The sequence below is a fragment of the Sphingomonas panaciterrae genome, assembly GCF_036890205.1.
GTDB lineage: Bacteria > Pseudomonadota > Alphaproteobacteria > Sphingomonadales > Sphingomonadaceae > Sphingomonas > Sphingomonas panaciterrae.
The window spans coordinates 302,571-315,610 of record NZ_JAKNQR010000002.1; the positions used below are offsets into that span (position 1 = coordinate 302,571).

Genomic DNA, 13,040 nt, shown 5'->3' on the forward strand with positions numbered 1-13,040 from the left:
CGCGACTACGCAGATCGCGTGCAGGCGGTTCCCCCGCGCCAGCCCCGCTCAAAGGCTTGGCCCAAGCGTAGGATCACATCCACATGCCGCCGCGCGATCGCCATAACGTCGTCGCCATATCCGCCCCCCACTGTGCTCGCGAGCGGCAAGCCGTGTTCCAGTGCCATTTCCGCCACCAGCATATCGCGTGCCGCCAGCCCTCCGTCCGTCAACGCGAGCCGGCCGAGCCGATCACCCGCGTAAGGATCGACACCACCTTGATAGAGGATGAGGTCAGGTTCAAACCGCGCGATCAGCGAGGGCAATGTGCTTCGGATCGCATCGAGGTACGCGTCATCGCTTGTCCCATCAGGCAGCGGGACATCCATGGTCGAGCAGGCCTTGCGCGCCGGAAAGTTCTTCTCGGCATGAACCGAGTAAGTCGCGACACCGGGAAAACCTGCCGTCAGCGCCGCCGTCCCGTCTCCCTGATGAACGTCCAGATCCACCATCAGAACCCGGTGGCCTTCCGCGGCCAGCTGCACAGCTGCGATCGCAAGGTCATTCAAGACGCAAAAGCCTGCCCCGGTCTCCGCAAGAGCATGATGACTGCCCCCCGCGGTATTGGCGGCAAAACCATGCTTCAAAGCAATCTGCGCGGCGAGGTAGGTCCCGCCCGACACAAGCTGCGAGCGGCGCGCGACGTTCGCTGTCACGGGGAAGCCAATCCGCCGCTCCTTCTCGCGAGGAACCGCGGCGGCGATTACCTCAGCCACATACGCCGCGTCGTGCACCGCCTCCAGCCAGCGGCGCGGCGCCGCGTTCGGACTATGCCAGACGATCGAGTTCCCAGCCGCAAGCAGAAGATCGCGGATCGCGCCGTTCTTGCCCCACCGGTACGTACTCCTGACGGGCGCCTCGGTGACATAATCGGAGTGATGGACGACGGCGATCATCTGCGCCAAGATAGGTAGCAAAAGCGAACTTTAGGAGAGAGATCGTATGACCGACACGCTTATTCGCGCGGACGATACCGACGCTGCCGCCAATGCCGGCAAACCTTACGTGCGCCCCGACGTGCGCGGATTTCTCGATTATCTCAACAGCGTCGAAGGCCCCAAGACCCATGAGGGAACCGCAGAGGCGGCGCGCGCCATGTACCTCGGCATGAAAGATGTCGCCGATTTGCCCGTCGGGGAGTTGGCGACGATCAAGGACCTGACCATCCCTGGCCCCGCGGGCGACATCCCCGCGCGCCTGTTCGACGTTCGGGAGTCTCGCGAGCCGGGCCCGGTGGTAGTCTTCTTTCACGGCGGTGGCTTCGTCATCGGCAATATCGATACGCACGCTAGCTTTACCGCTGAAATGTCGCGTCAGCTCGATCTCCCGGTGGTGTCGATCGACTATCGTCTAGCCCCGGAGCATCGTTTCCCGGCCGCGCCAGCGGATTGTGAAGCCGCCGCGCGCTGGGTCGCCAGCAATCCGCCCGAACTGGGGCGGACCGCGACGAGCCTAGTCCTCTCGGGCGACAGCGCAGGGGGAACGCTGACCATCACCACTGCCATGGGTCTGCGCGACGAGCCTGCGCCCGTCCCCGTGATTGTCCAGGCGCCGATGTATCCGGCGGCCGACATGAACAAGGTGTACCCCTCGTTCGATGATTATGCCGAGGGCTTCTTGCTCACGCGCGATACGATGATCTGGTTCGCCGAACATTATCAGGCAGATTTCACCCATTTCCAGGGTTCGCCGATGGTGGGCAGCCTCACGGGCCTACCCCCCGCCGTCATCATCACCGCCAGCCTCGATCCGATCCGCGACCAAGGGCGCGCCTATGCCGCAGCATTGGTACTGGCCGGCGTTCCCGTCACCTTCCGAGAGGCGGTGGGCAACGTTCACGGCTTCATCACGTTGCGCCAGGCGATTCCGTCCAGCAGCGGCGACGTTGCGGGCTACCTCGCCGCGGTCAAGGACGCGGTTGTCGAGGCGGAGGGCCAAAGGGTGATGGCTCAGGCTGCGGGCTGAGGCCCCCAGCGCAAAAAAGGGGCAGGCTTTGGCGGCCTGCCCCCTTCGAGATCATTGCTGATCGGCTTGATCAGTAACGATAGTGATCCGGCTTGAACGGACCGTCGACCGACACGCCGATGTAGCTCGCCTGCTTCTCGCTCAGCTTGGACAGCTTCACGCCCAGCTTCTCCAGGTGAAGCGCCGCGACCTTTTCGTCGAGGTGCTTGGGCAGGACATACACTTCGTTCTTGTAGTTCTCGCCCTTCGTCCACAGCTCGATCTGCGCCAGTGTCTGGTTGGTGAACGACGCGCTCATCACGAACGAAGGGTGGCCGGTGGCGCAGCCCAGGTTCACGAGGCGACCCTTCGCCAGGATGATGATCTGCTTGCCATCCGGGAACTTCACCAGGTCCGTGCCCGGCTTCACTTCGGTCCACTCGTAATTGTCGAGCGCAGCGATCTGAATCTCGCTGTCGAAGTGGCCGATGTTGCACACGATCGACATCGGCTTCATCGCCTTCATGTGATCGGCAGTGATCACGTCGGCATTGCCGGTCGCGGTGACGAAGATGTCGGCGCGCTTCACCGCCTCGTCCATCGTCACGACCTCAAAGCCCTCCATCGCCGCCTGAAGCGCGCAGATCGGATCGATCTCGGTCACGAGCACACGGGCGCCGCCGTTGCGCAGCGACTGAGCCGAGCCCTTGCCGACGTCACCGAAGCCGGCGACGCAAGCGACCTTGCCGGCGAGCATCACGTCGGTGGCGCGGCGGATCGCGTCGACCAGCGATTCCTTGCAGCCATAAAGGTTGTCGAACTTCGACTTCGTGACCGAGTCGTTGACGTTGATCGCCGGGAACGGCAGCTCACCCTTCTTGGCGATCTCGTACAGGCGGTGGACGCCAGTGGTGGTCTCTTCCGAAACGCCCTTCAGGTTCTTGACGGTCTCGGTCAGGTAGCCCGGCTTCTTGGCGATGAACGCCTTCAGCGCGCGCTGGAACTCGACTTCCTCGGCATTCTCGGGCTCGCCGAAGCTTTCGCCGCGCTCGAGCTTCGCACCCCACAGCGCGAACATGGTGGCGTCGCCGCCGTCGTCGAGGATGATGTTGGCGGTCTGGCCGTTGCCGTCATCCCAGTCGAAGATCGAGCCGACATAGTCCCAGTAATCGGCCAAGCTCTCGCCCTTCACCGCGAACACCGGGATGCCGGCAGCGGCGATCGCAGCGGCGGCGTGGTCCTGGGTCGAGAAGATGTTGCACGTCGCCCAGCGCACGTCAGCGCCGAGCGCCGTCAGCGTCTCGATCAACACGGCGGTCTGGATCGTCATGTGCAGCGAACCGGTGATGCGCGCGCCCTTCAGCGGCTGCGACGCGCCATATTCCTCGCGCAGCGCCATCAGGCCGGGCATCTCGGTTTCTGCGATGTTGATCTCCGCACGTCCGAAATCAGCAAGGCTGATGTCCTTGATGACGTAATCGGTAGCGGTGGGGCGATCGAGAACGGTGGCCACTACGGGTCTCCAGAAATTGTGACGCCGGCCAAGGTACGATTCACCGGCCGGCATGTACCCGCACATAATCGTGAGCGCGTAGCAATACAAATATAAAGATATCTTTATATGTGAATTGCGCTCTCGAACCTTCATTACGGGTGCGCATCGGGCGGTTCGCTATGCGCTTCCATGCCGTGCATCCTCCGGGCAAGAAGCATCGTTGTACGCCCACGATCCGCTGAATGAGGTTGATGATGGACAGTTTGCTCTCGCTGTTTACCGACCCTGCCGCCTGGGCAGCACTAATCGCGCTGGTGGTGATGGAGGTCGTGCTCGGCATCGACAATCTCATCTTCATCTCGATCCTTTCCAACAAGTTGCCAGAGGAACAGCGCACGCGCGCACGCCGGCTGGGTATCGGCCTCGCGCTTGCCATGCGGCTGGTCCTGCTCTCGATGATTGCATGGCTGGTGGGGCTGACGGCGGTCGTCTTCGACCTCGGCATTCGCGGGCCACTGAATGACTATGGTCAACCAAGTTTCGAAACGGCGTTCTCTTGGCGCGATATCATTCTTGTCGTCGGGGGCCTGTTCCTGATCTGGAAGGCCACCAAGGAGATCCACCACAATGTCGATCCGAGCCCCAGCGACGACCTGCTCGACAAGAAGCAGGCAGCAACGATGAATTTTGGCGCGGCGATCATTCAGATCATCCTGCTCGACATGGTCTTCTCGATCGACTCGATCCTGACGGCAGTCGGGATGACGGACAACCTGGCCGTGATGGTGATCGCGGTCTTGGTAGCAGTCGGCGCGATGGTTCTGGCGGCGGATCCGCTCGCCAATTTCATCGACCGCAATCCCACCGTTGTGATGCTGGCGCTCGGCTTTCTGCTGATGATCGGTGCCGTCCTGATTGCGGACGGCTTTGGCGTTCATGTCCCCAAGGGGTACATTTATGCCGCGATGGGCTTCTCCGTACTCGTCGAGGCGCTCAACATCCTCTCGCGCCGCGCGCAGAAGCGCAAGGCAGCGGCGGCAGGGAACGAGGCATAAACCAACGCGCCTGAGGGCCGGTCAAAATACCTTCAGGCGTGGCCGCTTTCCGTGCCAAGCAGTCGCGGATCGATGCCGGCAGCGTTGAATCCCCGGGTCCAGCGCTGCGCGGTTTCCGTCTCGAACAGCATTCCCGCGTCGTCGGAGACGTTCAGCCAACCGTGCCGCGTCATCTCGGCATCAAGTTGACCGGCAGACCATCCGGCATAGCCCAGAGCCACGAGCCACTGGGTCGGCCCTTTCCCCTCCGCAATGGCGCGTAGAGCATCTAGCGTTCCGGACAGGGCCCATTTGCCGGCGACATCAATCGTGTCCTGCCCGCTCCAGTCGCGCGAGTGCAGCACAAAGCCGCGCCGCGTCTCGACAGGGCCGCCGAAATGGATCGGCGCATTGGGCGTATCGCCTGGCGCGATGTTCACCTGTTCCAGAACATCATGCAGCCCCAGTCCAGCAATCTGCGCGCCGACGCCAATCCCGATCGCACCCTTTTCATCATGCGCGCACACCGCGATCACTGCTTGATCAAAGCGGGGGTCGCCAATTCCGGGCATGGCGAGCAGGAACTGCCCAGTGAGAAAGGTCGTGGTCTCCATGGCTTACTTCTACGCCGAGCGGCGGCAAATCGTCACGCTTGAAAAGCCATTCCACCCCTGCGACGTAGTCACGCACACCTTCAGCGCTGCACGGAGCAACAGAAAATGACAATCAACGTCGGCGACAAGCTGCCCAAGACCACCCTCGTCAAGGCGACGGATGCTGGCCCTGAGGCGGTCGATTCGCAGAATTACTTTGCCGGCCGCCGCGTGGCGCTGTTTGCCGTTCCGGGTGCATTTACTCCGACCTGCTCGGCGAAGCACCTTCCGGGCTTCGTGGAGAAGGCGGAGGACCTGAAGGCCAAGGGTATTGATGAAATCGTCTGCACGTCCGTGAACGACCCGTTCGTTCTTGGCGCATGGTCGAAGTCAGCGGATGCAACCGACGTCACCATGCTGGCGGATGGCAATGGCGACTTCGCCGAAGCGCTGGGTCTCACCATGGACGGCTCGAAATTCGGTATGGGCAAGCGCAGCCAGCGTTATTCCATGATCGTTAACGACGGGGTCGTGGAGCAGCTCAACGTAGAGGCGCCCGGCGAGTTCAAGGTGAGTTCGGCGGAGCACCTGCTGGGCAACCTCTGAGATTACAATGCGTTGGTTGTGGAGTTGATGAGGAGTATCGCACCATGACCAACGCAACCCAGAACAAGGCTACGTCGGCTCACGAAGCGAGCCTGGCAGAGCGCGCGCGCCAGGCCGCGTCCGGTGCGCAAGCCAAGGTGAGCGCAGCCACGTCCGCAACCACGGGGGCCGTCAAGGATCACCCCTATGCCACGGCGGGGATCGTGGCCGGTGTCGCAGCAGCGATCGGGGGCGCAGCCTACGCTGCCAGCCGTCGCAACGCCGAGCAGGGTCACGGCAGCACGAAACACTGATGCGCAGGGTCGCTCCGGGTAAACACCCGGGGCCACCCATCGCGCTGGCAGACTACCCAGTCTTGCCAGTGTCACCATCGCGGCGTAACGATCCGCGATGACTGCTCAAGACATCGTTGCCGAACTCGATCGGCTCTATACCCGCGCTGTCGCACGCTTGCAGGCAGCGCTGGATCTCTACCTTACCGAAGGAACACCGCCGCCGCCCGAGGCACGCCGCGACGGCTCGTTCGCTTATCCCGAGATCCGCCTCACCTTTGCCGGCGGTGGTGACCATCGGCCGGCGCCGTTGCGCTCCTTCGGTCGGCTTGTCACGCCGGGCGAGTACCGGATTTCAGTCACGAAGCCCGCGCTGTTCGCGGATTATCTCGTCGAGCAACTGACCCTGTTGATGGAAGATTATGAAGTCTCCGTCCAAGCAGTGGCGGGCGCCACGGAAATCCCGTTCCCCTATGTTCTCGACGCCGGCCACGCGCTGAGCCTGGACGAGGTTTCGGCCGCCGAACTCGCACGCCATTTCCCCGCGACTGAGCTCGCCCATATTGGCGACGAGATCGCGGACGGTCTGTGGGCCTCTATCGATGGCACCCGTCCCCTCGCGCTGTTTGACGGGCTCCGCACCGACTTCAGTCTCGCGCGGCTGCGCCACTATACCGGCACGTCGCCGGAGCATGTGCAGCGCTACGTGCTGTTCACCAACTATCACCGGTACGTCGACGAATTCGTTCGCTGGGGCGCGAGCCAGGTGACCGGCGACAGCCGCTTTACGGCACTCGCTGGTCCAGGTGGCGTCATGTTCCACCCCGGCGATGATCCGGCGGTACTCGACGACAGCGCATGGCGGCGGCTGCAGATGCCAGCCTATCATCTGATGGCGCCGGATCGATCGGGCATCACATTGGTCAACATCGGCGTTGGACCTTCCAATGCGAAGACGATCACGGATCACCTGGCCGTCACCCGTCCTGATGCCTGGATGATGATTGGCCATTGCGGCGGGCTGCGCCCATCGCAGCGGATCGGCGATTACGTGCTGGCACACGCCTACCTGCGTGACGATCACGTGTTGGATGACATGTTGCCGCCTGAAATCCCGGTACCAGCGATTGCGGAAGTTCAGCAGGCATTGGCGCGCGCGGCCGAGACCGTGTCTGGCCAGTCCGGTGAGGAACTGAAGCGGCGGCTGCGGACCGGTACGATCGTCACCACCGATGATCGCAACTGGGAGCTGCGATACAGTCGCTCTGCGCTCCGCTTTTCGCTAAGCCGCGCAGTGGGGATCGACATGGAATCCGCCACGATCGCCGCTCAGGGCTTCCGCTTCCGCGTGCCCTACGGCACGTTACTATGCGTATCCGACAAGCCGCTTCATGGCGAGTTGAAGCTGCCGGGCCAAGCCAACCGGTTCTACGAGCGCGCGATCTCCGAACATATGCGGATCGGGATCGAAACCTGCGAGGAGCTGTGGCGTGAAGGCCAGAAGCTCCACAGCCGTAAGCTGCGGGCGTTCAACGAGCCGCCGTTCCGCTGACAAACCGTGCGAGCGGTGCGGCACCAGTGCTGCACTGCTCGCAACGAAACGATTTATCTCCCCGCTGCGTTACCGGCCTGACTGCATGCGAAAAGGGGAGCAGACCATGGCCGACAACGAAGACACCCCAACACCAAGCGCACCCAAGCCGCCTGCGCGGCGCGCGCCGCGCAAGAGAACCGCAGCCAAACCGGCTGACGCAACCCCGGCGAGCAAGCCGGCAGCCAAGCCGAAGCGGAAGCCGGCGAGCTCAGCGGCTCAGGCGAGCGGATCAACCAGCTCCGTGAAGAAGCCGGCCGCACCGCCGAAGCCGCGATCATCAAAGCGCGCGACGCCGCCCCCGAAACGCCCGGCCAAGCCAAAAAGCGCGAGCGCATCGTCGACTGCCAAGACGCCGATGTGGAAAAACAAGGCAGCCATCGCCGGTGGCCTGGCCGCGGTTGGCGCCGCTGCGACGGCGGCATTGCTTTCCTTGCGCGGATCGACGCCCCGGACGGACGATGGCAACGCCGATCCGGCGTCAAGCAAGGGCAAGAAGAACAGCAAGGCTTCCGAGCAAGCCCAGAAGCCGGCCGAGCCGTCAGGTCACGCGCACATGCCTGATGGCGCCGACGCGTCGGCATCGTTCAAGGCGGGGATCGCCGACGAGAACGTCATTCCCGATTGAACTGGACGCGCGCGGGGGCCTCTTCCCCGGTACCTGAAGCTGCCGGACGGGTCAGAAACTGACCCGTCCGGCCGCGCGTTTAGCAGCGCTTACCAGCCGCTGGGCTTGCCCTTGTTCTGCTCATCGAGCCACTTCTTGAGCGGCGCGAAATAGGCCATCATCGACTTGCCCGACATTTCCCTCGTGCCGGTGAAGGCCTGAAGCGCGTCGGGCCACGGCTTCGACTGTCCCATCTTCATCATGGCGTCGAGGCGCGATCCGACTTGCTTGTCGCCGTAGAACGAGCAGCGATGCAGCGGCCCCTTCCACCCCGCCTGCTTGCAGGCCGCCTCGTAGAACTGGAACTGCAGGATACGGGCGAGGAAGTAGCGGGTGTAGGGCACGCCCGCCGCGACGTGATATTTCGCCCCGGCGTCGAATTTGCTTTCGTCGCGTGGGACTGGGGGAACAATGCCTTGATATTGTAGGCGAAGCTTGTCCCATCCTGCCTGGAGCTGCCCCGGCGCGATTTCGCCTGAGAACACCTGCCAGCGCCATTTGTCGATCAGCAGGCCGAACGGGAGAAAGGCGATCTTGTCCATCGCCTGCCGAAGCAGCAGGCCAATGTCCTTGTCCGCGGCCGGCACGCGTGCCGGATCGAGGAGGTTGATCTTTACCAGATAGTCCGGGGTGATCGACAATGCGACGAAATCACCGATCGCCTCGTGAAAACCGTCGTTCGCACCGTTCTTGTAGAGGAACGGCTGCTTGTTATACGCCCGCTGATAGTAATTGTGGCCAAGCTCATGATGGATCGTGATGAAATCATCCGAATTCACCTTGGTGCACATCTTGATACGCAGATCATCGACGTTGTCGACATCCCAGGCGCTCGCGTGACAGATCACCTCGCGGTCGAGCGGTTTGACGATCTGCGAGCGGGTCCAAAACGTTTCCGGCAATGGCGCAAAGCCGAGCGAGGAGTAAAAGCCCTCGCCCGTCCTGACCATCTTCACCGGATCATATTGCTTGGCTTTCAGCAGATCGCCGATGTCATAGCCAAGGTCGCCGGTTCCCGGAGGTGCAACGACATCATAGATATTGCCCCACTCCTGCGCCCACATATTGCCGAGAAGATCCGCGCGGATCGGACCCGTCTTTGACTGGACCGCGTCCCCGTACTTCTCGTTCAGTTTCCACCGCACATAGGTGTGCAGCGCCTTGTACAGCGGCTCCACCTCGGCCCAGAGCTTGTCGGTCATCGCCGCAAACTGGTCCGGCGGCATATCATAGCCGGACCGCCACAATGCGCCGGCATCCTTGAAGCCAAGGCCGGTCGCGCCCTCGTTGGTCAGCTTCGTCGCGGCGAGATAATCTGCGCGCATGGGCGCGCCGACATTGTCATGCCAGCTGACCCACATCTCCTTCAGCTTGGCGGGATCGCGTTCCTCGCCCATCGTCGCTTCAATGTCCGACCCGTTGATCGGCTTTCCGTTCAGCGTGCCGCGTCCCTTGCCGTAGCTGGACCCCATGCGCGTGAAGAGCGTGGAGAGTTCCTCGGCCGCTCCCGGGCGAGTGGGCGCCGGCAGGGTGATGCCGCCGATGATGAGGTCCAGCTTGCGGCGCGTGTCGGCGGACAAGCCGGGGAGCGAGCGGTAGCGCGCGGCCTCGTTCGCCACCTGTACGGCACGCTCGGTGTAGCGGCCGCCGGCGGCCGCCGCGAGCGCATCCGTATCCTCCGTGATGTAGGTCGCATTGACCCAGGAAATGCGGGCTACATCGACGCTGAGCTTGGCAAACTCTTCCTCCACGGCCGCGACAAAGGCGTCGGCCTGCGCCACGGTAGGCGCGGCGGCTGGGGCAGAGGCGGGCGCTGCCTGCTCGGCGACGGCGGGAAGCGCGGCAAGCGCCACTGCCAGCGCCATCAGCGAAGAAAATCGACGGATCATAGATTCCTCAGATATTTAGGCTATGCGGCAACACTGAAAGCTGGCCTCCGAAGGGTCAAGGCTGGAGAAATTCGGCCATTGCCTGACCAAGCTCGGCCTTGGTGACGCAGCTCATATGATTGCCGGGGATCTCCACCAGCCGGGCGTTCGGCAACAGTGCTGCGAGCGCTGCGGCAGAGCCATTGTCGTCGTCATCCACGCCGTTGACGACCAGCGTCGGCTGAGAAAACTGCGCCACGCTTTCACGCGGAGTGGAGACGAAGGTGTCGATCACCCGAAGCAGGGCGACGGGATCGCCGCCGGTCGTTTTCAGGAACGCCTCCGCGAGCCACGCCGGGCTTCCCCGTTCGTGCTGCCCAAGGTTGGAGAGGATGTGGCGGAAATGATCGGCACGCCGTTCAGCATTGGTCAGCCCCTCCAGCCCCATGCCGGAGAAGATCACGCGACCGGGCGTGGCACCGGTCGCCAGCATCCGTGCCGTGGTGCGCGCACCCAGTGAATAGCCGCCCAGGTCATAGTCGGTGAGCCCCAGGTGAGCGATCAGCGCGTGGCCGTCGCGCGCCAGCGCATCAGGCGGATAGTTGACGGGATCGTGCGGCTTGTCGCTGTCACCGTGCGCCCGCAGGTCCGGCATGATGACCTGAAAGCCCTTCGCTGCGACCGCCTCTGCATGGCCGTAGCGGATCCAATTGGTGTTCGCATCGGAGAAATAGCCGTGGATCAGGACGATCGGACGCCCCTCCCCCATGGTGTGCCATGCCAGCCGCGTTCCGTCGAAGCTGTTGAAATACTGCGTCTCAGTCGGGAGTTTTGCCACAAGCGTCCATCCAGCGTTTGATCACGCCCTCATTCTGCTCACTGCGCATGCGTGGCAAGTCGCGCGTGTCGATCCATGCCTCGTGCATGCTTTCGACGGCATAATGGTGCACCGGGCGGAAGCGCGCCGGATCGTCGAAGCTGCCCACAGTGACATCGACGTTCTCGACATTGCGCAGAAAGGCGAAGCCGAGCGGCGTGCCGCAGGCGGCGCAAAAGGGGCGACGTGCGATGGGGGAGGATTGGTACCAGTCGGGTTCGGTGAGCCATTGCAGCGATGATGCGGGGATGTTCTTGAAGGCAATCGAGACGCCGCCGGTGGCGCGCTGGCACATGCGGCAATGGCAAAGATAGGCGTCATCATCCTCGATCACAGCAACGTAGCGGACACGGCCGCATTGGCATCCGCCCTCCATCCTCGACCCCGCGCTGCCCACCGCCATGATCCCTTGCCCATGATGCTTTCGCCTCTCCCAACGCAAGCGCGGGATTTTGGTGGCACGCCGCTTGGAATGTTGATGGCTTCCAATTCATAAGCCTGCTTATTATGTGCAGGGGTATGACCGAGACATTCGGATTCCTGTTGAGCGATACGTCCCGCCTCCTGCGAAAGCGGTTCGACGAGCGCGCCCGCCAGCACGGAGCCACCCGCGCGCAGTGGAAGGCGTTGCTCGGCATTAGCCGGCACGAGGGGATCAATCAGGGCGGGCTCGCCGAACTACTTGAGGTGGAGCCGATTACCCTTTGCCGCCTGGTGGATCGGATGGAAGAGGCCGGATTGGTCGAGCGCCGGCGGGATCCGAAGGATCGGCGCGCCTGGCGCTTGTACCTGACTCCGAGAGCGCGCCCCGTTCTCGAGGAGCTTCACGCCACCGCCGACGAGCTGATGGCGCAGGCGCTACGCGGCATATCCGGGGAGCAGACGGACATGATGATCGACCTTCTCCACCGCATTCGCGACAATCTGGACCCGGCCGACACGCGGGAGGCGAGCAATGGCTGATGCGGATCCAAGCCGCGGCCCGGCTGCGGGTGAACCGGCAGCAGATCAGATGACGATCGAGCCCGCCGGGTCTGCGCCATCGTCCAGTCCACGTCATCGCGGCTGGCTGCGTCCGGTGCTGATGTTCGGCGTGCCGCTGCTGATCGCAGCCGTGGGCGCATTTTTCTATTTCACCTCCGGCCGCTATATCGCGACCGACAACGCTTATGTCCGGCAGGACATGATCTCGGTCAGCCCGGACGTGTCGGGCCGGATCGTTGCCGTCAATGTGCGCGAGAACCAACGCGTCAAGGCCGGCGACGTCCTGTTCCGTATCGATCCCGAGCCCTATCGCATTGCCTTGGCGCAGGCCGACGCCGACCTTGCCACGGCGCGGGTTTCCGTCGCGACCATGGCCACCGATACCGGGAGCGCCGCCGCCGACATCCAGAGCGCGCGCGCCGAGCTGACGCTGGCCGAGGCGACCTATCGCCGTCAGGCAGAATTGATGAAGCGCGGCTTTACCACGACGGCCAGCCTCGACGCGGCGACCCAGGCGGTCGAGGCCGCCAGGGCGAAGATTGCCACAGGAGAGGCCGCGGCCGCGCGCGCCCGCCAGCAGATCGGATCAGGAGGCGGCGCAGGTCAGCCGGCGGCGATCCAGGTGGCCCTCGCCAAGCGCGCGCAGGCTGCCATGAATTTGGAGCGTACCGTCGTCCGTGCGCGCACCGATGGCGTGGTCAGCCAGACGAACCGGCTGCAGGTCGGCAACATCACGCCGTCCGGCGTGCCGGCGCTAAGCCTGGTGGTCAGCGACCGCCCCTGGGTGGAGGCAAACTTCAAGGAAACCGACCTCAATCACATGAGGGTGGGACAGGCGGCCGAGATGGAGTTCGATGCCTATCCGGGGATCAAGGTTCACGGCCGCGTGGAATCGATCGGCGCTGGCACGGGCAGTGAATTCTCCGTCCTCCCGGCGCAGAATGCCAACGGCAATTGGGTCAAGGTGACGCAACGAGTGCCCGTGCGCATCGCCATTGATGGAGCCCCGCCGCGGGCGATGATCGCCGGCCTGTCGACCGAGGTCACGATCGACACCGGGTCACGCTGAC

General features: G+C 63.4%; 14 protein-coding genes. 8 read left to right on the top strand and 6 right to left on the bottom strand.

Features of this window, described 5'->3' with window-relative positions; all coding sequences use genetic code 11:
* Nucleotides 1-5: 5 nt before the first annotated feature.
* Nucleotides 6-935 carry a histone deacetylase family protein gene (locus tag L8F96_RS08375; protein WP_334655911.1) on the bottom strand — a complete coding sequence of 310 codons (930 nt, stop codon included), beginning with the start codon at nt 933-935 and terminating at the stop codon, nt 6-8.
* A 46-nt stretch (nt 936-981) separates the two neighbouring features.
* On the opposite strand from L8F96_RS08375, the gene L8F96_RS08380 reads away from it, so the two are divergent.
* Complete coding sequence (locus L8F96_RS08380) at nt 982-2,004, top strand: alpha/beta hydrolase (protein ID WP_296217968.1); 1,023 nt, start codon at nt 982-984, stop codon at nt 2,002-2,004.
* 70 nt (nt 2,005-2,074) lie between these two features.
* On the opposite strand, the gene ahcY is transcribed toward L8F96_RS08380, so the two are convergent.
* Nucleotides 2,075-3,496, bottom strand: a complete 1,422-nt coding sequence (gene ahcY / locus L8F96_RS08385; protein ID WP_301089931.1) for an adenosylhomocysteinase — start codon at nt 3,494-3,496, stop codon at nt 2,075-2,077.
* 236 nt (nt 3,497-3,732) lie between these two features.
* Here ahcY and L8F96_RS08390 point away from each other — a divergent pair, with 236 nt between their 5' ends.
* A complete protein-coding gene (locus tag L8F96_RS08390) occupies nt 3,733-4,533 on the top strand; it encodes a TerC family protein (RefSeq protein ID WP_136451551.1) in 801 nt (266 codons plus the stop codon).
* Nucleotides 4,534-4,565: 32 nt separating this feature from the next.
* Here the strand turns inward: L8F96_RS08390 and L8F96_RS08395 are convergent, their stop codons facing one another.
* On the bottom strand, nt 4,566-5,126 hold the full coding sequence (locus L8F96_RS08395) for a YqgE/AlgH family protein (protein WP_145119280.1): 561 nt from the start codon (nt 5,124-5,126) through the stop codon (nt 4,566-4,568).
* A 105-nt stretch (nt 5,127-5,231) separates the two neighbouring features.
* Between L8F96_RS08395 and L8F96_RS08400 the strand changes: the two genes are divergently transcribed.
* The 4 genes from L8F96_RS08400 to L8F96_RS08415 all read left to right on the top strand — a co-directional run bounded on the left by L8F96_RS08400 (nt 5,232) and on the right by L8F96_RS08415 (nt 8,202).
* The gene (locus L8F96_RS08400) at nt 5,232-5,711 is read left to right on the top strand and encodes a peroxiredoxin (RefSeq protein WP_046410860.1); all 480 of its coding nucleotides are present in this window, start codon (nt 5,232-5,234) and stop codon (nt 5,709-5,711) included.
* A 44-nt stretch (nt 5,712-5,755) separates the two neighbouring features.
* Complete coding sequence (locus L8F96_RS08405) at nt 5,756-6,004, top strand: hypothetical protein (protein ID WP_046410861.1); 249 nt, start codon at nt 5,756-5,758, stop codon at nt 6,002-6,004.
* Nucleotides 6,005-6,101: 97 nt separating this feature from the next.
* A complete protein-coding gene (locus L8F96_RS08410) occupies nt 6,102-7,535 on the top strand; it encodes an AMP nucleosidase (protein WP_125945724.1) in 1,434 nt (477 codons plus the stop codon).
* Nucleotides 7,536-7,641: 106 nt separating this feature from the next.
* Nucleotides 7,642-8,202: a hypothetical protein gene (locus L8F96_RS08415; RefSeq protein ID WP_082103254.1), complete on the top strand. Its 561-nt coding sequence runs from the start codon at nt 7,642-7,644 to the stop codon at nt 8,200-8,202.
* An 89-nt stretch (nt 8,203-8,291) separates the two neighbouring features.
* On the opposite strand, the gene L8F96_RS08420 is transcribed toward L8F96_RS08415, so the two are convergent.
* From L8F96_RS08420 to L8F96_RS08430, 3 genes are read right to left on the bottom strand one after another with little or no spacing between them, the layout of a single operon-like run.
* A complete protein-coding gene (locus L8F96_RS08420) occupies nt 8,292-10,130 on the bottom strand; it encodes a M2 family metallopeptidase (RefSeq protein ID WP_046410865.1) in 1,839 nt (612 codons plus the stop codon).
* A 55-nt stretch (nt 10,131-10,185) separates the two neighbouring features.
* Entirely contained in the window at nt 10,186-10,947 is a 762-nt protein-coding gene (locus L8F96_RS08425; RefSeq protein WP_125945726.1) for an alpha/beta fold hydrolase, read from the bottom strand.
* Nucleotides 10,928-11,389 (bottom strand): GFA family protein, encoded by a 462-nt coding sequence (locus tag L8F96_RS08430; RefSeq protein ID WP_245995380.1) that lies wholly within the window; start codon nt 11,387-11,389, stop codon nt 10,928-10,930. The genes L8F96_RS08425 and L8F96_RS08430 overlap by 20 nt, the downstream gene beginning before the upstream one ends.
* Before the next feature lie 116 nt (nt 11,390-11,505).
* Here L8F96_RS08430 and L8F96_RS08435 point away from each other — a divergent pair, with 116 nt between their 5' ends.
* Together L8F96_RS08435 and L8F96_RS08440 are read left to right on the top strand one after the other, a co-directional pair.
* Nucleotides 11,506-11,949, top strand: a complete 444-nt coding sequence (locus L8F96_RS08435) for a MarR family winged helix-turn-helix transcriptional regulator (protein ID WP_145119290.1) — start codon at nt 11,506-11,508, stop codon at nt 11,947-11,949.
* 49 nt (nt 11,950-11,998) lie between these two features.
* Nucleotides 11,999-13,039, top strand: a complete 1,041-nt coding sequence (locus L8F96_RS08440; RefSeq protein ID WP_334655763.1) for an HlyD family secretion protein — start codon at nt 11,999-12,001, stop codon at nt 13,037-13,039.
* Nucleotide 13,040: the final 1 nt, after the last annotated feature.

What these genes read in the sequence shown, in the direction of transcription:
- L8F96_RS08430 (WP_245995380.1), bottom strand. Translation starts at nt 11,389, where the DNA reads ATGGCGGTGGGCAGCGCGGGGTCGAGGATGGAGGGCGGATGCCAATGC.
- L8F96_RS08440 (WP_334655763.1), top strand. Translation starts at nt 11,999, where the DNA reads ATGACGATCGAGCCCGCCGGGTCTGCGCCATCGTCCAGTCCACGTCAT.
- L8F96_RS08405 (WP_046410861.1), top strand. Translation starts at nt 5,756, where the DNA reads ATGACCAACGCAACCCAGAACAAGGCTACGTCGGCTCACGAAGCGAGC.
- L8F96_RS08400 (WP_046410860.1), top strand. Translation starts at nt 5,232, where the DNA reads ATGACAATCAACGTCGGCGACAAGCTGCCCAAGACCACCCTCGTCAAG.
- L8F96_RS08380 (WP_296217968.1), top strand. Translation starts at nt 982, where the DNA reads ATGACCGACACGCTTATTCGCGCGGACGATACCGACGCTGCCGCCAAT.
- L8F96_RS08375 (WP_334655911.1), bottom strand. Translation starts at nt 935, where the DNA reads ATGATCGCCGTCGTCCATCACTCCGATTATGTCACCGAGGCGCCCGTC.
- L8F96_RS08390 (WP_136451551.1), top strand. Translation starts at nt 3,733, where the DNA reads ATGGACAGTTTGCTCTCGCTGTTTACCGACCCTGCCGCCTGGGCAGCA.
- L8F96_RS08420 (WP_046410865.1), bottom strand. Translation starts at nt 10,130, where the DNA reads ATGATCCGTCGATTTTCTTCGCTGATGGCGCTGGCAGTGGCGCTTGCC.
- L8F96_RS08435 (WP_145119290.1), top strand. Translation starts at nt 11,506, where the DNA reads ATGACCGAGACATTCGGATTCCTGTTGAGCGATACGTCCCGCCTCCTG.
- L8F96_RS08410 (WP_125945724.1), top strand. Translation starts at nt 6,102, where the DNA reads ATGACTGCTCAAGACATCGTTGCCGAACTCGATCGGCTCTATACCCGC.
- L8F96_RS08395 (WP_145119280.1), bottom strand. Translation starts at nt 5,126, where the DNA reads ATGGAGACCACGACCTTTCTCACTGGGCAGTTCCTGCTCGCCATGCCC.
- L8F96_RS08415 (WP_082103254.1), top strand. Translation starts at nt 7,642, where the DNA reads ATGGCCGACAACGAAGACACCCCAACACCAAGCGCACCCAAGCCGCCT.